Annotated in this window: 21 protein-coding genes; 8 read left to right on the top strand and 13 right to left on the bottom strand. The window is 70.9% G+C overall.

Going from position 1 to position 25,337, the window contains the following annotated elements; translation table 11 throughout:
• Positions 1-70: 70 nt before the first annotated feature.
• Together RMT89_RS35650 and wrbA are read right to left on the bottom strand one after the other, a co-directional pair.
• Entirely contained in the window at positions 71-202 is a 132-nt protein-coding gene (locus tag RMT89_RS35650; RefSeq protein ID WP_315887904.1) for a hypothetical protein, read from the bottom strand.
• A gap of 238 nt (positions 203-440) precedes the next feature.
• Positions 441-1,058 carry an NAD(P)H:quinone oxidoreductase gene (wrbA, locus tag RMT89_RS35645; RefSeq protein WP_315887903.1) on the bottom strand — a complete coding sequence of 206 codons (618 nt, stop codon included), beginning with the start codon at positions 1,056-1,058 and terminating at the stop codon, positions 441-443.
• Positions 1,059-1,211: 153 nt separating this feature from the next.
• Between wrbA and sigJ the strand changes: the two genes are divergently transcribed.
• Positions 1,212-2,150 carry an RNA polymerase sigma factor SigJ gene (gene sigJ / locus RMT89_RS35640; protein WP_315887902.1) on the top strand — a complete coding sequence of 313 codons (939 nt, stop codon included), beginning with the start codon at positions 1,212-1,214 and terminating at the stop codon, positions 2,148-2,150.
• A 3-nt stretch (positions 2,151-2,153) separates the two neighbouring features.
• On the opposite strand, the gene RMT89_RS35635 is transcribed toward sigJ, so the two are convergent.
• From RMT89_RS35635 to RMT89_RS35615, 5 genes are all read right to left on the bottom strand, one after another.
• Positions 2,154-2,840, bottom strand: coding sequence for a DNA methyltransferase (locus RMT89_RS35635; RefSeq protein ID WP_315887901.1), 687 nt, complete (start codon positions 2,838-2,840; stop codon positions 2,154-2,156).
• 5 nt (positions 2,841-2,845) lie between these two features.
• Positions 2,846-4,102: an MFS transporter gene (locus RMT89_RS35630; RefSeq protein WP_315887900.1), complete on the bottom strand. Its 1,257-nt coding sequence runs from the start codon at positions 4,100-4,102 to the stop codon at positions 2,846-2,848.
• On the bottom strand, positions 4,102-5,415 hold the full coding sequence (locus tag RMT89_RS35625) for a hypothetical protein (RefSeq protein WP_315887899.1): 1,314 nt from the start codon (positions 5,413-5,415) through the stop codon (positions 4,102-4,104). The genes RMT89_RS35630 and RMT89_RS35625 overlap by 1 nt, the downstream gene beginning before the upstream one ends.
• On the bottom strand, positions 5,412-6,713 hold the full coding sequence (locus RMT89_RS35620) for an ATP-grasp domain-containing protein (protein ID WP_315887898.1): 1,302 nt from the start codon (positions 6,711-6,713) through the stop codon (positions 5,412-5,414). The genes RMT89_RS35625 and RMT89_RS35620 overlap by 4 nt, the downstream gene beginning before the upstream one ends.
• Positions 6,714-6,805: 92 nt before the next feature.
• A complete protein-coding gene (locus tag RMT89_RS35615; RefSeq protein ID WP_315887906.1) occupies positions 6,806-7,756 on the bottom strand; it encodes a cysteine synthase family protein in 951 nt (316 codons plus the stop codon).
• A gap of 220 nt (positions 7,757-7,976) precedes the next feature.
• Here RMT89_RS35615 and RMT89_RS35610 point away from each other — a divergent pair, with 220 nt between their 5' ends.
• From RMT89_RS35610 to RMT89_RS35590, 5 genes are all read left to right on the top strand, one after another.
• Positions 7,977-11,792 carry an amino acid adenylation domain-containing protein gene (locus tag RMT89_RS35610; protein WP_315887897.1) on the top strand — a complete coding sequence of 1,272 codons (3,816 nt, stop codon included), beginning with the start codon at positions 7,977-7,979 and terminating at the stop codon, positions 11,790-11,792.
• Positions 11,792-12,016, top strand: coding sequence for a tautomerase family protein (locus RMT89_RS35605; RefSeq protein WP_315887896.1), 225 nt, complete (start codon positions 11,792-11,794; stop codon positions 12,014-12,016). The genes RMT89_RS35610 and RMT89_RS35605 overlap by 1 nt, the downstream gene beginning before the upstream one ends.
• A 139-nt stretch (positions 12,017-12,155) precedes the next feature.
• Positions 12,156-13,007: a LuxR family transcriptional regulator gene (locus tag RMT89_RS35600; protein ID WP_315887895.1), complete on the top strand. Its 852-nt coding sequence runs from the start codon at positions 12,156-12,158 to the stop codon at positions 13,005-13,007.
• A 148-nt stretch (positions 13,008-13,155) separates the two neighbouring features.
• Complete coding sequence (locus tag RMT89_RS35595; RefSeq protein WP_315887894.1) at positions 13,156-15,099, top strand: BTAD domain-containing putative transcriptional regulator; 1,944 nt, start codon at positions 13,156-13,158, stop codon at positions 15,097-15,099.
• A 415-nt stretch (positions 15,100-15,514) separates the two neighbouring features.
• The gene (locus RMT89_RS35590) at positions 15,515-16,336 is read left to right on the top strand and encodes an AfsR/SARP family transcriptional regulator (protein WP_315887893.1); all 822 of its coding nucleotides are present in this window, start codon (positions 15,515-15,517) and stop codon (positions 16,334-16,336) included.
• A 66-nt stretch (positions 16,337-16,402) separates the two neighbouring features.
• On the opposite strand, the gene RMT89_RS35585 is transcribed toward RMT89_RS35590, so the two are convergent.
• From RMT89_RS35585 to RMT89_RS35575, 3 genes are all read right to left on the bottom strand, one after another.
• Positions 16,403-17,476: a methyltransferase gene (locus tag RMT89_RS35585; protein WP_315887892.1), complete on the bottom strand. Its 1,074-nt coding sequence runs from the start codon at positions 17,474-17,476 to the stop codon at positions 16,403-16,405.
• Between the two features lie 116 nt (positions 17,477-17,592).
• Positions 17,593-18,363 (bottom strand): isoprenyl transferase, encoded by a 771-nt coding sequence (locus RMT89_RS35580; RefSeq protein WP_315887905.1) that lies wholly within the window; start codon positions 18,361-18,363, stop codon positions 17,593-17,595.
• Positions 18,364-18,542: 179 nt separating this feature from the next.
• Positions 18,543-19,598, bottom strand: coding sequence for a polyprenyl synthetase family protein (locus RMT89_RS35575; RefSeq protein WP_315887891.1), 1,056 nt, complete (start codon positions 19,596-19,598; stop codon positions 18,543-18,545).
• Between the two features lie 491 nt (positions 19,599-20,089).
• Between RMT89_RS35575 and RMT89_RS35570 the strand changes: the two genes are divergently transcribed.
• Positions 20,090-20,500, top strand: coding sequence for a hypothetical protein (locus RMT89_RS35570; protein ID WP_315887890.1), 411 nt, complete (start codon positions 20,090-20,092; stop codon positions 20,498-20,500).
• On the top strand, positions 20,497-20,679 hold the full coding sequence (locus RMT89_RS35565) for a hypothetical protein (RefSeq protein WP_315887889.1): 183 nt from the start codon (positions 20,497-20,499) through the stop codon (positions 20,677-20,679). The genes RMT89_RS35570 and RMT89_RS35565 overlap by 4 nt, the downstream gene beginning before the upstream one ends.
• 161 nt (positions 20,680-20,840) lie before the next feature.
• On the opposite strand, the gene pcaB is transcribed toward RMT89_RS35565, so the two are convergent.
• From pcaB to RMT89_RS35550, 3 genes are read right to left on the bottom strand one after another with little or no spacing between them, the layout of a single operon-like run.
• Positions 20,841-22,259: a 3-carboxy-cis,cis-muconate cycloisomerase gene (gene pcaB / locus RMT89_RS35560; RefSeq protein WP_315887888.1), complete on the bottom strand. Its 1,419-nt coding sequence runs from the start codon at positions 22,257-22,259 to the stop codon at positions 20,841-20,843.
• Positions 22,249-24,219 (bottom strand): FAD/NAD(P)-binding protein, encoded by a 1,971-nt coding sequence (locus RMT89_RS35555; RefSeq protein WP_315887887.1) that lies wholly within the window; start codon positions 24,217-24,219, stop codon positions 22,249-22,251. Before RMT89_RS35555 ends, pcaB begins: the two co-directional genes overlap by 11 nt.
• A gap of 37 nt (positions 24,220-24,256) precedes the next feature.
• Positions 24,257-25,231: a ketoacyl-ACP synthase III gene (locus RMT89_RS35550; protein ID WP_315887886.1), complete on the bottom strand. Its 975-nt coding sequence runs from the start codon at positions 25,229-25,231 to the stop codon at positions 24,257-24,259.
• Between the last annotated feature and the right edge of the window lie 106 nt (positions 25,232-25,337).

The following is a 25,337-nucleotide window of genomic DNA, read 5'->3' as shown; positions in this document are numbered from 1 at the left end:
TTGCCCCGATCGACTTTTGCGGGCGAACCTGGGCGATCGGGGCGGCCCAAGCAAGATCTTCAGGACACTTCTAGGCGCGCAGGATCCGGGCCGTGGGCTCGGCGCTGCAGATCTGCGCCACCTCGGGGTCCTCCAACGGTGCGGCGGCGGCGATGCGTTGGAGGGTGGGCCGGTGCAACTGGCGCTTGGACGGGGCGTACACCTCGGGTGGGCTGAGCAGAGGTCTTCCGTACGGCGCAGTGCGGTGGTGAGGAGGTGCTGGGGCGGCCGGCTCCGAGGACCATCGTGTCCAGGGCGGGGCCGACGGCGTGGCGCATGAACTCCAGACAGGCCGTGGGGAAGGGAACTCCGGGCAATGGGGTGGCATTTCCTCGGTCTGTCAGCATGAGGCGGGCAGGCTCCGCGGTTACCTGCCCGACCTCATGCGACGCGGCCGGGGTTCAGGCCGCAGCCGCACGCCCGGCCTTGAGTGCCGTCGCGATCTCCACGGCACGCCGTGCCTGGTGGCGGGCCGCCTGCAACTGGACGTCGCCCGGGGCTCCGTCACCGGCCACGTGGGAGGTGCCGTAGGGGTTGCCCGACTGGAACTGGACCGGGTCGGTGTAGCCGGGCGGCACGATGATGCCGCCCCAGTGGTAGAAGGTGTTGCCCAGCGCGAGGAGGGTGGACTCCTGGCCGCCGTGGGCGGTGTTGGAGGCGGTGAAGGCCGAGTAGACCTTGCCCGCGAGCTTGCCCTGGAACCACAGGGGCCCGGTCGTCTCCATGAACGCCCTGAGCTGGCTGGCGGGGTTGCCGAAGCGGGTGGGGGTGCCGAAGAGGACCACGTCGGCCCACTCCAGATCGTCGTGGCCGGCCTCGGCGACATCGGCGGTGTCCTGGAGGTGCTGGACCCACTCCTGCCTGAGGTTGATCACCTCCTGCGGAGTCGTCTCCGCGACCTTGCGCAGGCGCACCTGCGCGCCGGCCTTCTCCGCACCCTCGACCGCCGCCTGAGCCAGCGCGTGTACGTTGCCCGTGGCGCTGTAGTAGATGATCGAGACATTCACGGATTCCGACATCGGTTGCCTTCCTTGGTCACCTGGCTAGTGTTCCATCCATCCGTTCCGACGACGCAGCCCCGCGAAATGTGAGGCGAGCCGCTCACCTCACAGTTCGACGCCGTGTCTCGTCGGATGAACGGGGGCGGAGCGACCGAGGGAGCCGGCGACACCATGACCAACGCATCCGGATCCGAGCACGGCAGGCCCGACGATCCGGGCCTGGGCGCGATCATGAGCGAGCGGCGGCAGCTCATCAATCTCACCTACCGGCTGCTCGGCTCGCTGACCGAGGCCGAGGACGTCGTACAGGAGACCTACACCCGCTGGTACGCCATGACGCCCCAGCAGCGGGAGGCCATCGAGTCGCCCGGTGGCTGGCTGACCACGGTCGCCAGCCGCATCTGCCTCGACCTGCTCGGCTCGGCCCGGGCCAGGCGGGAGCGGTACGTGGGTGAGTGGGTTCCCGAGCCGCTGCCCGCGGACACGGAGTGGATCAGCGGGCGGTGGGGCGGCACCGCGGCCGACCCGGCCGACCGGGTCACCCTCGACGAGTCGATCAACATGGCCTTTCTCGTCGTACTGGAACGCATGACCCCGGCCGAGCGCGTCGCGTTCATCCTGCACGACGTCTTCCGCTACTCCTTCGCCGAAGTGGCCGCGATCGTCGGCCGGACCGAGCCGGCCTGTCGCCAGCTGGCCTCGTCGGCGCGCCGTCGTCTGCGCGCCTCGCAGTCCGAGGCCGCCCCGGCGCCCCGGCGCGCCGACAACGTGCGCGCCTTCAAGGAGGCATGGGAGGCCAAGGACATCGACGCCCTGATCGGGCTGCTGGCCCCCGACGCCACGGCGACCGGCGACGGCGGCGGGCTGGTGCAGGCCGTGCTCCGCCCGATCGTGGGCGCCGAGCAGATCGCGCAGTTCTACGCCGGCCGGATGGAGCTGGTGCCCGAGCTGAGGCTCGTGGAGAGCACGGTCAACGGTCAGCCCGGTCTGGTCGCCCAGGTGGACGGGGTCTCCGTGTCGGTACTGGCGTTCGACTTCGCGGGCGACCGGATCAAGCAGATCTGGACGGTGCTCAACCCCGACAAGCTCCGGCTATGGCGGGACGCCTGACGATCACCCAGTCCCGCCTCGCTTCCGGGCCATCAGCAGATACTCGTGCGAGCGGTTCGTGCGCATCGGGTCGCCGTCGTCCTTGACGGGCCAGTCGTACAGGTGGACGCGCTCGTCCCCGAGGGTCAGATGGCGGCCGAGCACGCGCGCGGCGTCCCAGGCCAGCGGGACGAACCGGTCCGCGATCCGCCGGTTCTGGACGGCGATGACCGCGTATGCGCCCGGCCGCATCACCCGTGCTACGGCCGAGAAGGCCTCGTCGAGTGCCGTCAGGTAGGCGTCGTAGTCGCGCAGTGCGTACATCTGGCCGGGGTCAGGGTCGTCGAGGTCCAGATGCGTGCCGAAGTACGGCAGGTCGCACAGGACCAGGTCCACGCTGTCGGGGTCGAGCGGGGGCCTGCGGGCGTCGCCGCACAGCATGCGCTGCCCGGGGCAGCGGGCGACGCGTTGCCGTGCCTCCGCGGCGCGGGCCGGGTTGATCTCGACGCCGACCCCGAGGCGTCCTTCGGCCGCGCAGGCCACCAGGGTGGTGCCCCAGCCGGCGAACGGGTCGAAGACGAGGTCGCCGGGCTTGGTCAACTCCACGATCAGCGGGCGCAGTTGGCTGACGAGTCCGCTCTGTCCCGCGGCCGCCTCCCGGGCGAACTCCGGGTCCTCGTCTCCGAGCACACGCCAACTCGATATCCCCATGGGGGTCACGCAACCTTTCCGGTGGTCGGTACGGCCGGTTCGGCCTCGGGCAGCACCGGATGCACCGCGGCCGCCGGCAGCCTGTGCTCCAGGCGCAGCACGCCCAGCGCGGAGCCCGCCACACCCGCCGCGAGCAGCAGCCACATCCCGGTGGCCGACAGCGACAGCAGGGCCGTGAGCACGGTCGGCGCGAGCGCGATGGGCAGCGCCCAGGACAGCTGGTAGACGGCGAGGTGACGGCCGCGGGTCTGCTCCGGCGCGGCCTGGGCGACCAGCGCGGAGGCCGTGGCGCCGTGCAGCAGTTCACCGGCGGTGAACATGGCGGTCGCGACGAACACCCCGGCGATCAGCGCCGGCCCGCTCGACGCTCCGCCGAGCACCGCGAACGTGACGAAGGACAGCCCGAAGACACCGGCGCCGAGCGCCACCGCACGCGTTCTGCGGTACCGGACCAGCAGCCGGGTGACCGGGATCTGCAGGGCGGCGATACCGACGGTGTTGACCGCGTACACGATGCCCACCAGCGAGACGGGCGCGTCGAGTTCACGGGTGAGGTACACCGGCAGGGCCACGGACAGCACCATGTACGCGAAGGCCGTCGGGATGTTCAGAAGCGTAAGTCCCAGGAAGGGCCGGTTGCGCGCCACCATCCGGTAGCCGCCCTTGCGGGATACCCGGCCGCCCACCGGCTGTGCCGAGGCCCCGGGGCGGATCGAGCTCATCAGCCCGGCCGCGAGCAGATACCCGGCGGCCGCCCCGAGGACGACGACGTAGAACCCGGAGTCGTCGAGCGCGAGCGCCGCGCCCGCGAGGAGGCCGCCCACGCCCATCCCGGCGTTGCGCAGGCTGCGTTGCAGGGCGAGCAGTTTGTCCCGCTCGGCGCCCTGCACGATCTCCGCCACGAAGGACTGGATCGCCGGCGGATAGGAGGTGTCACCGAGGGCGACCGGCAGCACGACCGCGAACATGGCCACGCCGTTGTCGACAAAGGGATAGATACAGAACGCCGAGGCGCGCAGCACATAGCCGCCCACCAGTACGGCGCGGGCGCTGAAGCGGTCGATGAGGACCCCGGCGACCGGATTGCTGATCAGGCCGATCACCGAGGCGGCCGTCACGATGGCGCCGACCTCGGTGAGCGGCAGACCGGTGACATGGTGGAAGTACAGGAGCGACAGCGGCAGATACATGCCGCTGCCGGTCGCGTCGACGACCATGCCCGCCATGTACTTGAAGCGGACCGACGACAACTGCCGCCTCATCAGGCCTCCTCCTGCCCGAGCGGCACGATCTTCGTCTCCCCGATGATCCGGGCCCCGAGCTCGCGCAGCCTGCGCTCGCACTCGCCGCGCGTCGGAGCCGAACCCACCGTCGCCGTAAGGAAGTCCGCGGAACCGGAAGCCGGGGCGATCACCTGTCCTTCCTCGGCGAAGAGCCAGAACCCCCTCACCCACTCCTCGTCGGGCACGGCGGGCAGCGCGCGCACCAGGCCGGGCCGCTTCATCGTGAGTACCTGCCCCGACATACAGCGCGGCCGCAGCAACCCCCGTTCGTCGACGGCGCCTTCGACCGCGGGCAGCGACAGTCCCGCCTCCGCACGGGTCACCTGGACGGCGAGCTGGATCCCGAAGAGGATCTCGAAGACCTCCCGGATCTTGGCGCCGCCGGACCGTCCGGCGATCTCGCACAGCACCAGACCGTCGTCGGGCGTGTGGAATACCTCCGCGTGGAAGGCGTGGGTGCGCAGCCGGGACCCCTCGGGCTTCAGCGCCGCCAGGGTCCGCTCGATCAGCTTGAGCAGCCGGGGCGTGAGCGGGTCGGCCACGTCCAGCGTCAGGTCGACGCGCGGACCGGGGTCGACGCCGAACGAGGCCAGGTCGTACTGGTATTGGGAGGGCCAGGCCGCCACCGTACGGCCGTCCACCACCAGCCCGTCGACATGGCACATCCGCCCGGGCACGTACGCCTCGATGATCAGGTCGTCCCGCGGGCCGTCCCGGTAGGCCTCCGTGAGCCGCGCCGCCAGCTCGTCCCGGTCGGTGATGATGCGCAGACCGATGGAGTTGTAGCCCTGCCGGTGCTTGAGGACCACGGGGAAGCCGTGCCGGCCGGCGAAGTCGCGGGCCTCCTGGGCGCTGCCCGGCACGGTGTGCGGGGCGACCTGGATGCCGGCCTGCAGGGCCAGCTTCTTCATCAGCGCCTTGTCGCGGAACGGTGTGATGTCCGCGCTCCAGGCCCCCTCCAGCCCGAGACGCTCGCGCAGTCGGGCGGCGAGGGCCACATCCGCCTCGTGGTGGGCGATGACGTGGGTGATCCGGTGCTCCTCGGCGAGGGCGAGCGCGCGGGAGGGCACGGCTTCGTCGTCGAGGGTGTCGAAGAGTTCGAGGTGGGTGAAGTCGTGGTCGGCGTCGCCGGGGAGCGGTTCGCCGGCCGACTCGATCTTGTCGCGGGCGGCGAGTACGACGATGTCGCCGGGGTACGGGGTGCGGTCGTCGAGGCCGGGGGCGTCGCCGTCAAGCCAGCGGCGGTAGGGGAAGGCGGCGAAGGGATTGCGGTGCAGGACGAGGACGCTCATGCCGGCATCACCGTCCGGTCGCTCACCGGCGCCGCCTCGGCCAGACCGGGCCGGCCGTCGGGGTCCTTCACCCGCACCTGCACCGCGGTGCCGATGAGTTCGGCGCCGCGCCGGATCGCCGCGGTGGTGTCCTCGCCGGTGACGGCGACCAGGCCGAGGCGGTCCCAGTTGTCCCGCAGCGGCCGTACCGTCTCCCCCGGCTTGGCGCTGATGCGCACCGCGAGCACATCGTCGAGCGCCCGTGCCTCGGCCACGCCCTCCACGGACTCCACGAGGTCGCCGGGCCGGCCCACCAGCGACCGTACGGCTGCTCCGCCTCGCGCCTCGGGTCGCTCGGGCAGCTCGCCTGCCAGGCCGAAGGGGGCGCCGAGGGCGAGCTTGACGGTGTCGATGCCGTACACGCTGTGCACCAGATCGGTGATGGCGTCGCCGGCGATCCGGTTGTGGCTCTCGATGACGCGGGGGCCGCGGGCGCCGACACGGATCTCGGTGTGGCACACGCCGTCCTTGAAGCCGAGCCGGTCCAGGAAGGCGAGGACGGCCGCGCGCACCCGCTCCTCGATCTCCGCGCCGAGCCGGGCGGGGACCGCGTGTCCCAGTTCGGCGAAGTGCGCGGGGTCGGTGAACTTCTCGGTGACGGCGATGACCACATGGCGCCCGGCCGAGCTGAAGGACTCCACGCTGTACTCGGGCCCGTCGAGGTACTCCTCCATCAGGAACTCCTGGAGCAGCATCAGGGTCGAGACCCGGTCCGTCCTGGTGCCCGCCAGCCGCCGCACGCCGGCCCAGACCCGGTCGGCGTCGGCGGGTCCGTCGAGGCGGTGGACGCCGATACTGGCGGTGGCGTCGGTCGGCTTGACGATGAAGGGGTAGCCGTGGCGCTTCCCGAAGGCGTCCAGGTCCTCGCGCCGGACCAGCGCCTGGGCGTGCACGGCGTCGGGGTCGAGGCCTGCCAGGTGCTCGCGCATGACCGCCTTGTCGCGGAAGCGCCGGGTCACCTCGTAACCGGTGCCGCCCAGGGCGAACAGGTCGTTGATGCGGGCCGCGTTCTCCAGGCCCGGTTCGGTGATCGAGACGGCGGCGGCGAAGCCGGGTGCGTCCCACAGCCGCTCGGCGATCGGCTCCACCAGGTCCCAGCGGGTGTAGTCGACGACCTCCAGCCGGTCGGCGAGGCGCTCCTGCTCGGGGGTGACCTTGGTGGGGTGCTGCAACAGCAGGACGTGCAGGCCCAACTGCTTGGCCTTGGCCACCGTTTCGTCGGTGGCGCCGACGAGGAGCAGTGAACGCTCGGGATTCATGGGTCGGTTGTGCTCCGTTCCTGTGCGCGGACATACGGGTGCGCCTGCTCAGTCCGACGAGACAGCGGGGCGAACTGTGAGGTGAGCTGCGATCACTCGCCTCGTGGGGCCTCCGGCCACCAGCTGAGGTAGCGCTCCCCGCTGTCCGGGAAGACGGTGACGACCGTGGCCCCGGCCAGGTCGTGCCGGCGTGCGAGTTCCAGGCAGCCGTACGCGGCGGCGCCCGACGAGACGCCGACCAGCAGTCCGGTGGCGGCGGCGATGGCGCGGGTGGTGGCCGCGGCGTCCTCGTCCTCGACGGTGATCACCTCGTCGATGAGCGTGACATCGGTGACCGGGCTGGTGAATCCGCCGTTCAGACCGGGGATGCGGTGGGGTCCCGGCTCACCGCCGGACAGCAGGGGCGAGCCCGTGGGCTCGACGGCCACGACGTTCAACTCCGGGTTGTGCTCGCGCAGCCGGCGGGCGACACCGGTCAGGGTGCCACCGGTGCCGACTCCGCACACAAGATGGTCGATACGGCCGCCGCTGTCCCGCCAGATCTCCGGGCCGGTCGTCTCGTAGTGGGCCCGGACGTTGTCGGCGTTCTCGTGCTGGGCCGCGTACCAGGAGCCGGGGGTCGCGGTGTGCAGTTCCGCGGCGCGCTCCACGCAGCCGGCGAAGCCGAGGGTGTGGTCGGTGAGTTCGATCTCGGCGCCCAGCATGCGCAGGGTCAGCAGGCGCTCCCGCGAGGCGTTGCCGGGGAGCACGATCCGGCAGCCGTAGCCGCGGGCGGCGGCCAGCGCGGCCAGCGCGATGCCGGTGTTGCCCGAGGTCGACTCGATGACCGTCCCGCCGGGCCGCAGTGTGCCCGCCCGCTCGGCGGCGCGCAGCATGAACAGGGCGGCCCGGTCCTTGATGCTGGACAGCGGGTTCGCCGCCTCCAGCTTGGCCAGCACATGCGCGTCGTCGGGCAGCCCGGCGAGTCTCAGCCGCAGCATCGGGGTGTTGCCCACCAGCTCCCCAAGTGAGCTGACGGCGCTGCCGGTTGACAAATCGGTCACGGGCCCCTCCGGATCGGCTCTGCTCGGGCTCGGGTCCGCCCCCGCGAGCAGCACATGCTCGCCCAGAATCTGCCGCTCCACGTCGGCGTTGACCACGCGGCCCATGGTTCGGGTTGCCGCACTGCATCGACTGCGGGGGTCGCGCGCGGCACCGCTGCTGGCGCACATACGTACGTTTTTGCCGGAGGTCGAAGAGCCGTCCGAGTACGGGGGTACGTTGATGAAGAGCCAGGACGCCGCCGGGACATGCCTGCCTGAACTGCTCGACGCTCAGGCCCGTGCCCGTCCGGGCGATATCGCCGTGGTCCACGAGGGCGAGTCGCTCACCTTCCGCGAACTGGCCGACCAGGCCGACGACGTGGCGCGTTGTCTGCACCACCTCGGTGTCGGCGCGGACGACTGTGTGGGGCTCTTCGTCGAGCCCTCACTGGATCTCGTGATCGGCGCCTGGGGCGTGCTGCGGTCCGGCGGGGCCTACCTTCCGCTCTCTCCCGGCTATCCGCGGGAGCGCATTGGCCATATCGTGCGGGATGCCCGCATGAGCGTCGTCCTCACCCAGGACATCCTCCGGAGCCGGCTCACGGAGTTCCTCACCGCCGACACGCTCGTCATCACCCTCGAAGACGTCGTCGAGTTCATCAAGGGCCGGTCCGACACGGACCCGGCCGAACTGCCCGACGGCCCGCGCCCCGCGGATCTGGCGTACGTCATCTACACCTCGGGCAGCACCGGGAAACCCAAGGGCGTGGCCATCGAGCACCGCTCTCTCGCGCACCAGATGCGCTGGCTCGCCGCCGCCTTCACGCTCGACGCGGACAAGACCGTCCTCCAGAAGACCCCGATCGGTTTCGACGCCGCCCAGTGGGAGATCCTGGCCTGCGCCTGCGGAAGCCGGGTCGTGGTCGGGTCCGGAGGTATCCACCGGGACCCGCCGCGTCTCATCGAGGCGGTCACCCGCCATGCCGTGACGACCCTGCAGTGTGTGCCGACGCTCCTTCAGGCCCTCGTCGACACCGACGAACTCGACCGCTGTACGTCGCTCACCCACCTCTTCAGCGGCGGCGAGGCACTGTCCCGGGCGCTCGCGAAGAGACTGACCCTGGCCCTGCCGGACACCACACTGATCAATCTCTACGGCCCCACCGAGTGCACCATCAACACCTCGGCCCACACCGTCGACCCCACCGCTCTCGACGAGGGCCCCGAGACCGTCCCGATCGGCAGGCCCGTGCCCGGTCTGCGCTACCACATCCTGGACGCCGAGGACCGACCGGTGGCAGCCGGTGAAAGGGGCGAACTGTACATCAGCGGCGTCCAGTTGGCACGCGGCTATCTCCACCGGCCGGAGCTCACCGCCGAGCGGTTCACTACATCCGAGGGCCCCGAACGGCTGTACCGCACCGGCGATCTGGCCTACTCCAACCCCGACGGCACCGCCCAGTACGCGGGCCGCGTCGACAACCAGGTCAAGCTGCGCGGCTTCCGCATCGAGCTGGACGAGATACGCCTGGCCATCGAGGCGCACGACTGGGTGAAGAACGCGGCCGTACTCCTGCGCGCCGAAACCCGGACTCTGGTGGCGTGCATCGAACTCAGCCCACGGGAAGCCGCGTTGATGGACCAGGGCGAGTTCGGCGAGCACCATGTGTCGAAATCGTCCCGGCTCCAGGTCAAGGCCCAGCTGTCGAATCCAGGTGTACGGGACGCGGCCGATCTGCACGGACGCCCCTGCTTACGCCTGCCCGGCGCCACCGCCGACCCCGAGGCACGGCGCCGGGCCTTCGCCCGCAAGACCTACCGTTTCTACGAGGGCGGCCCGCTGGAGACCGCGCATGTACTGTCGGCATTGGGACGGCGGCCCGAGGGATCCGGATCGCGCCGCCCCGAAGAGCTGACCCTGCACGAACTCGGCGCGATACTCCGCAACTTCGGCCAGCACCTCAGCGAGGAACGGCTGCTGCCGAAGTACGCGTACGCCTCTCCCGGATCCCTGTACGCGGCGCAGCTGTACCTGGAGCTCGCCGGGATCGAGGGCCTGGCGCCGGGGCACTACTACTACCACCCGGTCCATCACGAACTGGTGCTGATCCGCCGTATCAAGGCGGCCGCCCGTGCCCGAGTGCACCTCGTCGGCCGCCGATCCGCGATCGAGCCGGTGTACAAGAAGAACATCCAGGAGGTCCTGGAAATGGAGGCCGGGCACATGGCCGGCCTGTTCGACGAGGTGCTGCCCGCCCATGGCCTCGCCCTCGCCGAGACGGCATACGACCCCCGCCTGCCCCGGCTCCTCGGCTGCGGGGAGGGCGACCACTGCCTTGGCTCCTTCGACCTGGTGCCGTGGACGCCGGCACCCGCGCAGCACGCCCTCGACCTCTATGTGCAGTTCCATCCGGGCAGCGCGGCCGGACCGCCCAGCGGCCAGTACCTGTACCGGGAGGGCCAACTGCACCGGATCAGCGAGGAGTTGGTCCTCAAGCGGCATGTGATCGCCATCAACCAGGCCGCGTACGGCCGTTCCGCCTTCGGTATCACCCTCGTCAGTCGCGCGGCCGAGCAGGGCAGGGAGCCGCTGAGCTATGTGGACCTGGGCCGCGAGCTGCAGCGCCTGATGATGAACACCGCCCACCTGGGTCTCATGCCCGCGGGTTACAGCTCACGCACCGGTGACGACCTGCCCGCAGCCCGACGCATGACGGCGATCCTGCGGGAGGCCGGACGGCCCACCGGGCCTTCGTACTTCTGCGTCGGCGGCGCGGTCAGCGAGGAGCAGCTCCGCCACGAGGGCATGAACGAGGACCAGGTCCATATGAAGGGCCCGGAGGAGCTGATCAGGGACGATCTGGTCGCATCCCTGCCCGAGTACATGCTGCCCAGCCGGATCCTGGTCCTGCCCGAGCTGCCGCACACCCCCAACGGCAAGCTCGACACCAGAGCCCTCGAAGGGTACGTCGACGAGGTAGCGGCGCGTGTCCGTCCGGTGGTGGAGCCGCGCAACCGGACCGAGGCACGCCTGGGCGATCTGTGGCGGACGGCCCTGAAGCGGGACTTCGTCTCCGTGCACGACGACTTCTTCGAGCTCGGCGGGAACTCGCTGATCGCGGTCGGCCTGGTCAAGCGGATCAACGAGGCGTTCGGCTGCGCCCTGCCGCTCCAGGTCCTGTTCGAGGCGACCTCGGTCGCGAAGCTGGCCGAGGCGGTGAAAGCCGGAGCCGCCGTCGCCGCCTCCCGCATCACCCCGCTGCGGTCCGAGGGCAGCGGTCCGCCGGTGTTCTGCTGGCCGGGGCTCGGTGGCGTCACGATGAACCTGCGGCTGCTCGCGGCCCGCGCGCCCGGGCGACGACCGGTGCACGGCATCCAGTCGCACGGCGTCAACGAGGGCGAGACCCCCCTGCCGTCCATCGAGGAGATGGCCGCCGCCGATGTCACGGCCCTGCGTCGCATCCAGCCGAAGGGCCCCTACACGCTGTGGGGTTACTCCTTCGGCGCGCGGGTCGCCTTCGAGGCGGCGTGGCAGCTGGAGCAGTCGGGCGAGCGGGTGGAGCAGCTGTTCCTGCTGGCACCCGGGTCCCCACGAGTGGCCGGTGCCCCGGGGCCGGCGCCGGTGGCCGACTTCGCCGATCCCGTCTTCACCACCGTCCTCTTCTCCGTCTTCGCCGGCACGGTCCGCGGCCCGTCCGTCGAGGCGTGCCTGCGCGAGTCCGTGGACGCGGAGAGCTTCGCGCGGTTCGTCGAGCGCCGGTTCCCGCAACTGGACCCCGGTTTGATCCGGCGCGTGGTCGCGGTGGTCGGCCGTACGTACGGCTTCACGTACGACTCCGTCCAGCGCCGAGTCTCCGCACCCGTCACGGTGTTCCGGGCCTGTGACGACGAGCCCTCTTTCATCGAACGCGCAGGGGGCCGTACGGCGCCGCCCACGATCGTCCAGTTGGAGACCGACCACTACGGGGCGCTGCGCGAGCCGGGCGTCGATGAGGTGGTCAAGGCACTCCAGCGCGCCACACCACGACCGGCAACCCCAAGGACAAGGACGCCCTGATGCCTCACGTGACCATTCAGCACTTCCCCAAGTCCCTCACCCCCGAGCAGCGGTTCCAGCTGGTGGAGCGGGTGACGGCCGCCGTGCAGGAGGCCTTCGAGGTCGAGGAGCGGGTGGTCTCCATCGCGCTGGTTCCCGTCCCCCCGGAGGACTGGGACACGCAGGTCTACCAGGGCGAAATCGCCGCCCGCCGCGAGGAGTTGGCGAAGGAACCGGACTGCTGAGCACGGCCCGGTTCTAGAGTATCGAGCCAGCATCACTGAGGTGCCCGCGTTCTTGGTTGCGCAGTTCGGGACGGTCGCCAAGGATCTGGTGGGACGGCAACTGCCGGTGTTTCGGGAAACGGGGGGGAAGGATGACGTCATGAGCGCGGGCAGCGGACAGACACGGGACACTCTGTCCCCCGCCGACTCACCGCTGGAATCCCTGCTGCGGATCGCCGACACCCTCAGCAGCCTCGAACGGTACGCCACCGAGACCGCGGGCCACCTGCTCCTCGTCGAAGGCACCGACACCGAGGCCCCCGGCCGCATCCAGTACGTCGACGGCCTGGAGACCGTGCACGACACCATCAGCGACGCGCTGTGCCGGGCCAAGCGCGAGATCCTCACCGCCCAGCCCGACGAACCCGGCCGCGGCACCACCCTGGACCGGCTCCATGCGGCGGTCCGCGGCCCGCTCGCCCGCGGAGTCGCCCTGCGGACGCTCTTCCAGCACAGTGCCCGGTTCTCCGAGCCGACGAAGAAATACGTGCAGGAGGTCACGGCTCAGGGGGACGCGGAGGTGCGCACGCTCCCGGAGTTCTTCGACCGGCTGATCCTCGTCGACGGCGAGATCGCCTTCATCCCCGGCGGCGAACATTCCCACAGCGCCGCGCTGATCCGGGACGGCGCCGTCATCGCGTTCCTCAGGGGGGTCTTCGACAAGGCCTGGGTGCGGGCCGAGCGGTTCCCGTTCCGTCCGGTGCGGGCGGCGGACGCGGCCCGCGAGGTCGTACCCGATGTGCGCCGGGCCATCCAGGCGCTGCTGATCGAGGGCCGCTCCGACAAGGCGATCGCCCGCCGTCTCGGCATGAGTCTGCGGTCCGTGCAAGGACACATCGCGTCCCTGCGCGAGCAGTACGGCGCCCAGCACCGCTTTCAACTCGGCTACCGGATGGCACACGGCGAGATTATCGGCTCCGGAAATGGGTGTACGCCCACGACCACTTCGTAACCCAGCCTTGACATCGATCTGACCGATAAACATACTCAAGCCTGACATGGCCGACGTGGAATTCCTGGCGACATCATTCGACACCCCGTCGGAATTAATCCGGTGGACCGAAGCGCAACCAACCACAATGCATGGCATTGCACCCCCCATGGCAGAATTCCGCGCACTCGGCCCGTTGGAGGCCGTGGTCGCGGGGCGCCCGGTGGATCTCGGGGCTCCCAAACAACGCAAGTTGGTCGCCTTACTGGTCAGCCGAGTCGGCCAGCCGGTGCCGGTGGACGTGATGCTGGAAGCACTGTGGGCGGAGAGTCCGCCGCCCTCGGCGATGACGTCCCTGCAGTCCTATGTGGCCAATCTCCGCAGGGCACTGGAACCGGGCCGCGCTCCCCGGACCCCGACGAAGGTGCTGCACACCAACGACCGCGGCTATCTGCTGGACGGCCATGCCGTCGAGGTCGACGTCCACCGCTTCGAGCGCCGCGCCAAAGCGGGCTGGCAGGCCTGGAACCGGGGAGATCCGCACGAGGCGTTGAGCGAGTTCGAGGCCGGGTTGGCGCTGTGGCGGGGCGAGGCCTACACCGAGGTGTCCCACTCCGTGCATGTGGCGGCGGAGGTCGCGCGGCTCGGGGAGTTACGGTTATCGGCCGTCGAGGGCCGCTGCGCGGCGCTGCTGGCCGTGGGCGCCCACGAGGTGGCGGTCGCCGAGCTGGAGGCCTTCATGCAGGCCCATCCCCTGCGCGAATACGGCTGCGAGCTCCTGAGCCTTGCCCTGTACCGAGCCGGACGGCAGGCCGACGCCCTTGCGGTACTGCGCACCAACCAACGACGGCTGGGAGACGAACTCGGCATCGATCCCCGGCCGGCCCTGCAGCACCTTGAGCGCGAGATCCTCAGCCACGCTCCGGCGCTTGACTGGCGTCCGGCCCAGCCTGTCCCGGTCACGGCGACGCCTCGCAGGGCCGCGCTCGCAGCGCGGACTCCCCTGCCGGCCCCGGACACCGGCGAGGAGATCTTCGTCGGCCGCGAGGAGTCACTGCGGCATCTGGCCGCGGTGTCGGCCGAAGCGGCGGGCGGCCGGGGTCAGGTGGTGACGGTGTCAGGTGAACCCGGCATCGGCAAGACCACGTTGCTCCGACGGTTCACCGAACTGGCCACCGGTGCGCCGGTGCTGTGGGGCGCCTGCCCCGGACATGTCGCCACACCGCCGCTGTGGCCGTGGCGGCAGGTACTGGGTTCGGCGGGCACGCACCTCCCGCGCCGTCCGGTTCCGGGCCCCGTGGCCGAGGTGCTCAACGGTGAGACGCGGCAGCCTCCGTCCGTCGCCGACGCGGACGCCGTCACCTTGCGGCAGTTCGAGGCGATCGTGCACTACCTGACCCGCGCCTCCCACGCCAGACCCCTGGTGATCGTGCTCGATCACCTGCACCAGGCGGATCCGGCCTCCCTGCAACTCCTGGCTCACCTGGCCGAGTCGGTGCGCACGAGCCGCCTGCTGGTGGCCGCGTCCTACCGTTCCGACGCGGCGGCCGCCCTCGCCACGACTTCGGCCGCGCTGGCCCGGGCGGACATGACGCAGGTGGAGCTGAGCGGCCTGGACGTCGCGGAGGCCCGGGCCCTGGCGAGCGCGATGCTGCATCGGGAGGTGAGCGGGGCTGCCGCCGAGGAGCTGCGGTACCGCACCGGGGGCAATCCGTTCTATCTGCGCGAACTGATCAAGGTCCTCGACGGCGACGAGAGCCGGGGCGGTACGGCATCGGTGCCGGCGCCCGTGCGCGAAGTGGTGCTCGGCCGGGTCGCACAACTGTGCCCGGAAGCCGTCGAGTTGCTGTCCGTCGCCGCCGTAGCGGGCCGCAGTTTCGCCGTCGATGTCGTCGCCGAGGCCTCCTCGATCGAGATCGAGGAGGCGCTGAGGGCGGTCGACACCATCGTCGCGGCAGGACTGATCCGCGAGGACCCGCAGCGCCTGGGCTGGTACTCCTTCACCCATGCCCTGACCGCCGAGGTGCTGTACCAGACCATCGGGCGGCTGCGCCGGGTCCATCTGCTGCGACGGATCCGTGCCGCGGCCGTACGACCGCGCAAGACGATGTAATTCGGCCTCCCCCTGCCTCCGTACCCCTCCGAGTGTCGTTCGAGGTACGTGGGGGAGACTGCCCTTCGGCTTGCCCTCGACTTGGCGGCGTTCCGGTCCACTCGGGCCCGAACCGTGCGCCGCCGACGTCATCTTCGCCCGAACGGGTCACGGTTCGGGCCCGTACCCTCACTCCGGCAAGCGGCCACCAAGCCAGCGCCAAGTCGCCGGACAGTCCAGCCCAAGCCGCATGGACAACACTGGTCGGCGTACGCACCGGAATGATCCGGCCAAGCCACACAGGCAGTTGCAGCGAGCTGAGTGACCACTCCCCTGCCCACGGTTGCCCTCCCCCACGACGCAATCGTGTTGCGTCGGCACCCATCGGGCCGGGGACTGCTGCCACGCAGGGATTCGACGACGTACGGGGGAGAACATGAAGATTCAGGTCCTGGGCACGCTGTGCGCCGAGGTCAACGGGGAGTCGATCGTCCCCTCGGCCGGCAAACCACGGCAGATGCTGTCCCTGCTCGCCCTCTGCCCCGGACGCGTGGTGCCCGTCTCCACGCTCATGGAAGAACTCTGGGGAACCAAGCCACCACAGAGCGCGCTGGCGACCTTACAGACGTACATCCTCCAACTGCGCCGACGCCTCAGCGGCGCCATGGGGTCCGACAACCCCGGCACGGCCAAGGAGGTGCTCGCCACCCGGCACGGCGGCTATGTGATGGCGATCCCCTCGGAGAGCGTCGATGTGCACGCCTACGAACGCATGGTGGCGGAGGGCCGGTCGGCCTTCGAGTCCGGCAACGACGCCGTCGCCGCGGACCGTTTCCGGCAGGCGCTCACGCTCTGGCGGGGACCGGCGCTGGTCGACGTGCGGGTGGGGCCGGTCCTGAAGATAGAGGTCATGCGGCTGGAGGAGAGCCGTCTCGGTACCGTGGAGCGGCGGATCGACGCCGATCTGCGGCTCGGCCGGCACACCGAACTCATCCCGGAACTCACCGAGTTGACGGCACGCTACCCCCAGCACGAGGGCCTGCACTCGCAGGCCATGGTGGCGCTGTACCGCTCGGGCCGGCAGGCGTCGGCCCTGGAGGTCTACCGCAAGCTGCGTATCCGGCTCATCGAGGGCCTGGGCGTGGAGCCGTCACCGCGCGTACAGCGTCTGCACCAGGCGATGCTGGTCGTCGACCCCCAACTGGACGTGGTCGCCGGACCGCGACGCAGCTCGACGTTCGACCTCTACACCGCCTGAGGACACGCTGGAGGACGCCTCCGCGGCCGCCCGCGGAGGCGTCCTCGACCAGCTCAGCCCCGCTTCTCAGTCCCGCTTCGTCGCGCAGATGACCACGCGGTTGATGATGGCGTCCGCCGGTATGTCGGCGGGGTCCTTGGCAGTCACCTTCGTGACCTCGAACCCGCACTCCTCCAGCCAGCCGCGGTACGTGGACAGCTTCTGCAGTCCACCGCGGCCCACCACACAGCCGAGGATGTAGGCCGGGAAGAAGTCGGCCTGGAGGTCCTCGGGGTCCGTGATGTCCTCGGGGTACACGGGCGCGAGGACGACGACCTGGCCCCCGGGCTCCAGCGCCCCGTGGGCGTTCTTCAGGATGGTGAGGACCTCGTCCTTGTCGTACATGTCCACGAAGTGCTTGAGCAGCACCACGTCGAAGCCCCCGGGCAGGGACTCCAGGACGTCACCGCCCACGAACGAGCACTGCTCCGCCACCCCGTGCGCCTCGAAGGTCCGCAGGCACTCCGCCTCCAGGACGGGCTGGTCGAAGGCGGTCACCCGCAGACCGGGCGATCCCTTCAACCGGCAGGTCATGACGGCCCCGAGCCCGTTGCCACCGCGCACGTCGAGCACGCGTGCCCCGGCCGGGACGTCGAAGCTGCGGAAGAACCACGGGTAGACGGCGGCCGTCTCGTTCTGGGCCAGCGGCCCCCAAGCGGAGCGCACCTCCGGGACCACGGCGGCAGCCTCGAACATCGTGCCCTCGAAGCCGTAGAGCTCCTTGAGTCCGACCGCACTGCCGGTCGAGACGCTCTCGGGCAGGTAGTACAGCTGCCGCAGCATGCCCGTCTTGATCATGCCCATGAAGGTCAGGACCCGCTGGAGGTCCGCTTCGGGGACATCCGCGAGCGCGGCGAGGGTATAGCCGCCGGTGGCCTCGTCCTGGGCGACGAAGCCCTCCTTCAGCGGGAGACACAGCAACTGCGCCACGGCGTCGGGTTTCGCGCCCACGGCCGCGCCGAGTTCCGCCGCGGTCAGGCCGCCCTCCTTGCGCAGGGCGTCGACGATGCCGAGTTCGAAGCAGGTGTACAGGGTCATGAACCGGGTGGGTCCCACCATGTACTCGCGCATCCGGGCCAGTACCGCTTCAGGGTTGGACACAGCAATCCCTTCGGATCGACATGTGGGGCGGGGCCCCGCTCCAGTGCTGCTACCGAGTATCGGGAGCGGTTCTGGAGCGCCGGTAGAGCGGTGCTGTGGTGCGGCCGGGCCTCAGCTCACCTGCCGTAACGCCGGTCCCGGACCGCGTACGAACGCAGCGCCCGCAGCAGGTCTATCTCGCGGAAGGCGGGCCACAGGACTTCGACGAAGTGCACCTCGGCGTAGGCGGACTGCCACAGCAGGAAGCCGGACAGCCGCTGCTCACCGGAGGTGCGGATGATGAAGTCGGTGTCGGGGCCCGCCGGGGAGTAGAGGTTGTCGGAGATGTGCTGGAGGTCGAAGTTCTCGGCCAGTTCGCGGGGGTCGCCGCCGGCGGAGATGTGCTTGTCGAAGGCCGACCTGACCGCGTCGATGATCTCGCGGCGGCCGCCGTATCCGACCGCCACGTCGACCTTGAGGCCCGAGCGGCCGTTGGTCCGCGCGACGGCGTCCTTCAGGGACCGGGCGGTCTCCCCCGGCAGCAGGTCCAGCGCGCCGATGACCTCGATCCGCCAGTCCTCGTCGGCCGCGCAGATGCTCGCCACGGTCTCCTCGATGATTTCGAGCAGCGGCCCGAGTTCGGCCGGGGGCCGGTGGAGGTTGTCGTCGGACAGCATCCACAGCGTGACGTGCTCGATGTCGGCGGCGTCGCACCAGCGCAGGAAGTCGCCGACCTTCGCTCCGCCCACGCGGTAGCCCTCACGGACGTCGTCGTGCCCGGCTCCACGGGCCCAACGGCGGTTGCCGTCCAGCATGATGGCGACATGCCGTGGACGCGGCTTGCCCTCCAGCTTGCGGGCCAGCCGTCTGACGTACAGGGCTTCCAATGCCGGCCGAAGCGCCCTCAAGGCCACGTGCCATGTCCCTTCGTCCCCACCTACCGCTAGTGGGGGCCACCGTATCGCCCGGCACGGAGCTTCAGCCATCGGCGCTGATCGGGCGCCTGTGGGGTGCTGGTGTGTACGACGCAGAAAAGCGCCGCTGCCCGGGTCGGCAGCGGCGCTTGGGAGTCAGGACGGGGGGCGGCTCAGGATGTGCGGTAGGCGACCCGCCCGGCCATGTCCGCCAGTTCCCCCCGCCACACCTCGGCGACGGGGGCGTCGGCGATGGCCTTGCGGCCGCGCTCGACGAGGCCGGCGATGTGCCGTTCGACGTCGGCGGGCACGCCCGTGTCCAGGAGCCGGCGGCGTACCTCGTCGGGGGTGTGGCCCGGTTCGGTGATCAGGGTGTGGATGTGCTCGTCGCGCTGCATGGCCCAGCCGAGCAGCAGCGTCATCTTGTGCTGGGTGAAGTCCAGGCCGGTCGGCTTGCCGGTGTCCGCGGAGTCACCGAAGGCGTCGAGCAGGTCGTCCCGGAGCTGGAACGCCTCGCCCACGGCCTCGCCGTACTCCTCGAAGGCGGGGGCGAGGTCGCCCCGCCCCGCGGCGCTCGCGCCCACGACGAGGGGCCGGTGGATGGTGTACCGGCCGGACTTGATCCTGGCGATCAGGCGGGAGCTTCGGGGGTCGACGGAGAACTCGGCGGCGGTGTGGACGTCCATGTACTGGCCGATCATCACTTCGGAACGCAGCCGGTTCCACTCCGCGAGCACCGACCTCGGTGCCCCGGCCATCAGCTCACCGGAGTAGACGAGCGCGAGGTCGCCGACGAGCAGGGCCACGCCCTCGCCGTACCGGCGCGACTCCCCCTGCCAGCCGCGCCCCGCGTGCAGCTCGGTGTACTTGGTGTGGACGGTCGGCATACCGCGCCGCGTGCCGGAGTCGTCCAGGACGTCGTCGTGGACGAGGGCGGACAGGTGCAGCATCTCCAGGGCCGCGCCGGCCGCCACGATGCCGGGGTCCTCGGGGGCACCGCCGGCGGCGAGATAGCCGGTGAGGCAGAAGGCGGGCCGGATGCGCTTGCCGCCCGACGCGATCAGCCCGGTCAGCGCGTCGATGGGGACGACCGCGCCTTCGTGCACCCCGCTCCACTGGTCGCGCTCGGCCGCGAGGAGGGAGCGCAGCCGGTCCTCGACGCGACGGAGCAGCTCGGTGCGGAGGGCGACAGCCTCCTGGCGGGTGTCGGTGGTGACATCCGAAGTCACAGGTATCTCCTCGGGGTTCGGACGAAGGGCACATGAGCGGCGCCGCACAGAGTGAATCTGGAGTTCCCCTTCAGCGGCGATCGACCGCGAATACAGAGCGTTGACACCCGGAACCGCCCGTGGAAATCTCCCAGTGCGCCCGGGGCCGAAATCGACATCTGCTGCCGCGACTTTCCGCTCCTCCCACGAGCCATCGCCTCGCCCACGGCTGTGCACATCCGCTTGGGCAGTTCCATTCAGCCGTGCCGGGCGCCGGGCAAGCCACCTCTGAAAGGAATCGAATGGATTCTCACGCCTGCCCCGAAACTTCTCTCCAGGAACCCGGCGAGGCGCTCGAATCCGGCCTCTGCGCCTCGCGCATCCGGCAGTTGGAGGGAAATCTGCGCGCGCTTCCCGGTCTGTACCAGGAGAGCCTGCATCACGTCTTACCCACGTCCCGGCAGCCGCACCGCACACGGGTGTCCGGGAGCCGGAGCAGGGACCGTCTGAACATGTCCGCGCTCGACGCCCGGCACAACATCCTGGCCATTCTTGAGTCGTGGGCCTGTTTCGTCGCCGACGAGCGCGGCGGGATCGCTCCCACGCGCTCGGTCCCGGACCTGACCCACTTTCTGCTGCGTCACCTCACGTGGCTCACCGAGCAGCCACCGGCGACCGATTTCGCGGACGAGATCGACGGTCTCCGGCGGGAGTTGCTGCGGACGATCGATCCCGGGCCCGGTGAACCCCGGGTACTCACCCGGGACTGTGTGGTGGCCGACTGCACCGGAAAGATCACCACGTCATCGCAGCGCGCCGGGACCGGCAGCATCCGCTGCTCGTCGGGACACACCTGGGACCTGCACGAGTGGATCACCCTGCGACCGCTCATGGAACGGCAGCGGAAGGCCGTCGGCGCATGAGGAAGCCACCACGCCACCGGCTGGTGCCCACCAAGGTGGCCGCACTCGCCGCGGGTGTCTCCGAGGCGACGATCCGCAAGTGGGTGAGCCGAGGGAAGATCACCCGCTACGGCTCACCGGGCCGCTCCGAGTTCGACATCGACGAACTCACCGAGATCGCCATGCGCCGACGGGGTTAGGGGATGTTTTGAAAGTCCCGCACAGCACCCACGGCGCCCGGCACGCACCCTCGCCGCACCGGCCAAAGACCCAAGTACGTCCAGTACGAGGGCCTTCGTCCGGCACGCCGAGGGCACGCACCGAACACCGCGGGCACCGCACAGGACTTTCAAAACACCCCCTAGTCCTTCATCCGCTCGCGCGTGGCGGGCAGTGAGCGGGACAGGGCCCGGTCGGTCAGCGGGCCCGCGGCCCCGGTGTAGGCCTCCGGCTCGAACAGATCCGTCAGCCGGGCGTCGGCGAGGACGGCCGACGCCCGGCTGTCCTGCCGCAGCACCTCCGCCAGGGACTCGCCGGTGCGCGCCGAGCGGGCGGACGCCTCGTTCAGCAGGTCGCGCGCCCGGGCCTTGCCGATCAGCGGGGCGAGTACGACGGCGATCCGCTCGGAGACGATCCGGCCCCCGCTGATGCGGGTGTTGGCGCGCATCCGCCGGGGGTCCACCGACAGTTGGGAGACGAGCTCCGCCGCCTGGTGTGCCGACCCTCCGGCCAGCCGCAGCAGGGCGCGCAGCGGCTCCCATTCGGCGTGCCAGGCCCCGGCGGACCGTTCGTCCTCACTGGGCAGACAGCCCAGTACGGTCGCGGCGAGCTGCGGAGCCTGCAGTGCGGCGGATCTGATGGCTGTCGCGAGCACGGGGTTGCGTTTGTGCGGCATCGCCGAGGACGCGCCCCGCCCGCTGGGTGCCGGCTCGTGCACCTCGCCGACCTCGGTCCGGGTCAGGGACAGCACATCGACGGCGATCTTGCCGAGGGCCCCGCACAGGAACGCGGTGGCCGTGGCCGTGTCCACCACGGGGGTGCGCAGCACATGCCACGGCAGGAGGGGGGCGGACAGACCCAGTTCGGCCGCGAACGCCTCCGTCAGCTCCCGGACGTAGGTGGCGAGGTCGGCTTCCGGCGCGTGGGCGAGGTAGCCGGCCAAGGTACCGGCGGCGCCCCCGAGTTGCACGGGAAGCCCCTCGGCGCACAGGGCGTCGAGCTTGTGCGCCGCGTCCAGGACGAGGTGGCGCCAGCCGGCCGCCTTGAGCCCGAAGGTCGTCGGTACCGCGTGCAGGGCCAGGGTGCGCCCCGCGATCAGGGTGTCCCGGTGGGCCCGGGCGAGGACGGCCAGTGCCTCCTCGACGCGTTCGAGGTCGGCGCGGATCAGCCGCGCGGCCCGGCCGACGACCAGGACGGTGGCCGTGTCGAGGATGTCCTGGCTGGTCGAACCCCGGTGCACATACCGGGCCGCGTCCGGGTCCAGGTCCGCGACCAGCGCGGTGAACTCCCGTACCAGCGCCACCACCGGGTTGGCGGACTCGCGTGCCTGCCGGGCGAGGGCGACCGGGTCGAGCCGGTCGGCCCGCGCGGCCTCCGTGATGACCTGAGCGGCGGCCACGGGCACCGTGCCGAGCCGGGCCTGCGCCCGGCTCAGCGCCGCCTCGGCGTCCAGCATGGCCTGGAGCCACGCCCCGTCGGACACCGCGGCCACGACAGGGGTGGCCGCCCAGACCGGGGACAGCAGACCGGCGTCCCCGGTGAAGCCGATGTCAGTGAGCATGGGTGAGTCCCTGTTCTGTGTGAGCTTCCCGTCCCCCGGCGACTCCCGTCCGGCCCGCGCAGGCGAGCGCCGCGCGGGCGATGGCGTCGGAGTCGGTAAGGGTCACGGAGTTGACGCCGGGCCGGATGCCCGCGGCCGTCACCCAGTGCACCGACTCCGTGGGCACGCCGAACGCGAAGCGCCGCGGATGCGGCCGTCCCGCCGCGTCGACCAGGCGGAACGGCCGCCCGGTGACGGCGAGTCCGTCGCTCTCGTAGGTGCCGCCGGAGCGGGTGCGGATGCGGTAGGTGGTGCACTGTCCGGTGGCCAGCAGATGACGCAGCAGCGGATCCTCCGTGCGGCGCAGGGTGATCGCGGGCAGGCGTGCCTCGACGAGTGCCGTCACACGGACCTCGGAGCCGGGCACGAGCGGCGAACCGGCCGTGCAACCAGTGCCGTCGACGGCCACTCGCAGCCCCGGCCCGACCACCCGCAGCACCCCGGCCTCGATCAGCGCGATCATCTCCTCGACGCGCCGCGCGGGCGGCCCGATGGAGAGGAACGCGTTGAGCGGGGTGTACCAGTCGTCCAGGTCGGCGCGGTACGAATCGCCGTGCAGGCCGCCGTGGTCGACCGCCAGCCGGACCTCGTTGCGCAGGTCCCGCAGGACGTCGAGGGCGGCCTTGAGCGGACCGCTGACGTTGCCGCATCTGGCTTCCGCGACATCCTTGCGCAGATGGTCGAGGAGCCAGTCGGTGAAGTCCCGGGGGCAGGCGAACCGCCGGTCCCGGTAGGGGCGGGCGATCAGTTCCCAGTCCCAGCGGTACTTCTCGCTGATGCCGTACGCCGCCAGGACCGCGTCCTTCTCCCGGTGTCCCGAGCCGGCCGCCAGGAAGTCCTCCTGGAGCTGCTCCGCCCTGGCGATGTGCCCGCGTGAGGTCAGCAGCGTCCGGTAGTAGACGGCCTCGACCTCGCGGGAGATCAGGGGCCACACATCCGCCCTGAAGTCGAGGCCGGAGTGGGCGTGGGTCCGGCGCAGCTCCGCGACGCGGTCGGCGGTGAGCAGCAGCGGCTCGTGCCGGCCGTGCGGGCCCTTCTCGTTGTCGCCCCGGGCCTGGTACGGGATGCCGCGCCGGGACCCGGCGTACAAGTGCGGCTCCTGGCCGCTGGGCTGATAGACGAGCCGCCCGCCGGCCCGCGAGAAGGAGCCGCCGCGGCCGACGGTGAGCTCGGCCATGTGGTCGAAGAAGTTCAGCCCGAGTCCGCGCAGCAGCACCTCGGAGCCCGGCGACAGCACACCGAGGTCGACGTCCGCCGGGTTGGCGGGAGCGATGTGCACCAGCCCCGCCCTGCGCACCCGGGCGGCGAACTCCCGCCCCGCGGGGTCGGCGCGGGCCGGCAGATGGCCCTGGCAGAGGATCACGGCGTGCAGGCCCGCGAGCACGGTGCCGTCGTCGAGCACCACCCGTTGCAGAGTCGCGTCCTCGGCTTCCGGATCGTCGTCGAGGGCCACGGCGAGAGCGGTGTGCGCGGTGACGCGCAGCCCCGGGGGCGCGTTCTGGACGACGCGCTGGTACGCCCATTGCAGATACCGGCCGTAGAACGCGCGGGTCGGATAGGTGTCGGGGCCCAATTCGCGCGCCTCGTCGAGGACATGGGGCGGACAGTCGTGGCCGGACCGGCCCGAGGCGAGCGCCGCGGCCCACTCGTGCAGGCTCGGCCCGGGTTCCAGCGGGCCGCGCAGGTCCACGGAGGCGTCGGTGAACACCGATATCTGTCCGGCCACCGTGTTCATGAGCAGCTGAGGGGACTGGTCGGTGCGCCACACCTTGCCGGAGCCGGGCGGGTAGGGGTCGACGACATGGACGTGGACCGTGCTGCCCTCGGGCTGTGAGCGGGCGTTGGCGCAGAGCCGTTCGACCACCGAGAGGCCGCGCGGGCCGCTGCCTATCAGGCCCACCGTGCAGTGTCTCGTTGTCATGGTTCCTGCTTCTGCCGATGTCTGGACGGCGACGGCCTCACCACTCGACCAGCGCGAATCCCGCGGCCATGCCTCCGCCGAAACCGGCCAGGAGGACAAGGTCCCCCGGTCGGAAGGCGCTGGTGCGGGCGGCTTCCGCCAGGGTGATCGGGATGGAGGCGGCTCCGGTGTTGCCGTAGTGCGTGAGCGTGCGGTGCATGGTGGCCCGTGACAGGGCGAGTTGCGCGAAGACGGTGTCGAGCAGGACGCCGTTGGCCTGGTGCGGGACGAAGTGGCCGATGTCGTCCGGGCCGACCCCGCTCTCGTGCAGGAACTGCTTGGTCAGCAGGGGAAGGCGGTCCTCGACGAATCGGCGCACCGCCCGGCCGTCCATCGTGAAGTAGTGCAGGCCGGCGTCGAGGGCGGCCCGGTCGACCGGCAGCCGGCTGCCGCCGGCGGGCACCTCGATCAGGCCGGACAGCTCACCGAAGGTGTGCGTGGTGAGGGTGCGGATACGGGCTCCCCCTCCCAGGCCCAGCACCATCGCACCGGCGCCGTCACCGAACAGGACAACCGTCCTGCGGTCGGCCGGGTTCAGGATGCGCGAGTACACATCAGCGCCGATGACCAGCGCGTATCCGCCCCTTCTGGCGAGGATCCCCTCGGCCGCGGCGAGCGCGAACACCTCGCCGGAACAGACGGCGTTGATGTCGAAGGCGGCCGCGTCGACGGCGCCGAGCAGATGCTGTACGTAGGCGGCGGTGGGCGGTTGCGGCCGGTCGGGTGTGGAGGTGGCGACGACGATCACGGACAGCTGGTCGGCGGTGATACCGGCCGATCGCAGGGCGGCCCGCCCCGCGGCGGCGGCCAGGTCCGAGGTGGCCTCTTCGGGGGCGGCCCAGCGGCGTTCCCGGATCGCGGTCTTGCGCACGATCCAGGCGTCGTCGACCCCGGCCCGCGCTCCGGCCTCGTCATTGGAGACAACCCGGTCCGGTACATGAGCACCGGTACCGAGGACCCCGACTTCGCTCATGCGCCCGTCTTCCCCTCGATCGGTCTGGATCTAGGGGGTGTTTTGAAAGTCCTGTGCGGTGCCCGCGGTGTTCGGTGCGTGCCCTCGGCGTGCCGGACGAAGGCCC

It is taken from the genome of Streptomyces sp. P17 (assembly GCF_032436805.1).
GTDB lineage: Bacteria > Actinomycetota > Actinomycetes > Streptomycetales > Streptomycetaceae > Streptomyces.
This window is presented reverse-complemented; position numbering and strand designations above follow the sequence as displayed.

What these genes read in the sequence shown, in the direction of transcription:
- RMT89_RS35565 (WP_315887889.1), top strand. Translation starts at nt 20,497, where the DNA reads ATGAGGAAGCCACCACGCCACCGGCTGGTGCCCACCAAGGTGGCCGCA.
- wrbA (WP_315887903.1), bottom strand. Translation starts at nt 1,058, where the DNA reads ATGTCGGAATCCGTGAATGTCTCGATCATCTACTACAGCGCCACGGGC.
- sigJ (WP_315887902.1), top strand. Translation starts at nt 1,212, where the DNA reads ATGACCAACGCATCCGGATCCGAGCACGGCAGGCCCGACGATCCGGGC.
- RMT89_RS35595 (WP_315887894.1), top strand. Translation starts at nt 13,156, where the DNA reads ATGGCAGAATTCCGCGCACTCGGCCCGTTGGAGGCCGTGGTCGCGGGG.
- pcaB (WP_315887888.1), bottom strand. Translation starts at nt 22,259, where the DNA reads ATGCTCACTGACATCGGCTTCACCGGGGACGCCGGTCTGCTGTCCCCG.
- RMT89_RS35620 (WP_315887898.1), bottom strand. Translation starts at nt 6,713, where the DNA reads ATGAATCCCGAGCGTTCACTGCTCCTCGTCGGCGCCACCGACGAAACG.
- RMT89_RS35605 (WP_315887896.1), top strand. Translation starts at nt 11,792, where the DNA reads ATGCCTCACGTGACCATTCAGCACTTCCCCAAGTCCCTCACCCCCGAG.
- RMT89_RS35630 (WP_315887900.1), bottom strand. Translation starts at nt 4,102, where the DNA reads ATGAGGCGGCAGTTGTCGTCGGTCCGCTTCAAGTACATGGCGGGCATG.
- RMT89_RS35550 (WP_315887886.1), bottom strand. Translation starts at nt 25,231, where the DNA reads ATGAGCGAAGTCGGGGTCCTCGGTACCGGTGCTCATGTACCGGACCGG.
- RMT89_RS35610 (WP_315887897.1), top strand. Translation starts at nt 7,977, where the DNA reads ATGAAGAGCCAGGACGCCGCCGGGACATGCCTGCCTGAACTGCTCGAC.
- RMT89_RS35600 (WP_315887895.1), top strand. Translation starts at nt 12,156, where the DNA reads ATGAGCGCGGGCAGCGGACAGACACGGGACACTCTGTCCCCCGCCGAC.
- RMT89_RS35625 (WP_315887899.1), bottom strand. Translation starts at nt 5,415, where the DNA reads ATGAGCGTCCTCGTCCTGCACCGCAATCCCTTCGCCGCCTTCCCCTAC.
- RMT89_RS35570 (WP_315887890.1), top strand. Translation starts at nt 20,090, where the DNA reads ATGTCCGCGCTCGACGCCCGGCACAACATCCTGGCCATTCTTGAGTCG.
- RMT89_RS35555 (WP_315887887.1), bottom strand. Translation starts at nt 24,219, where the DNA reads ATGACAACGAGACACTGCACGGTGGGCCTGATAGGCAGCGGCCCGCGC.
- RMT89_RS35635 (WP_315887901.1), bottom strand. Translation starts at nt 2,840, where the DNA reads ATGGGGATATCGAGTTGGCGTGTGCTCGGAGACGAGGACCCGGAGTTC.
- RMT89_RS35590 (WP_315887893.1), top strand. Translation starts at nt 15,515, where the DNA reads ATGAAGATTCAGGTCCTGGGCACGCTGTGCGCCGAGGTCAACGGGGAG.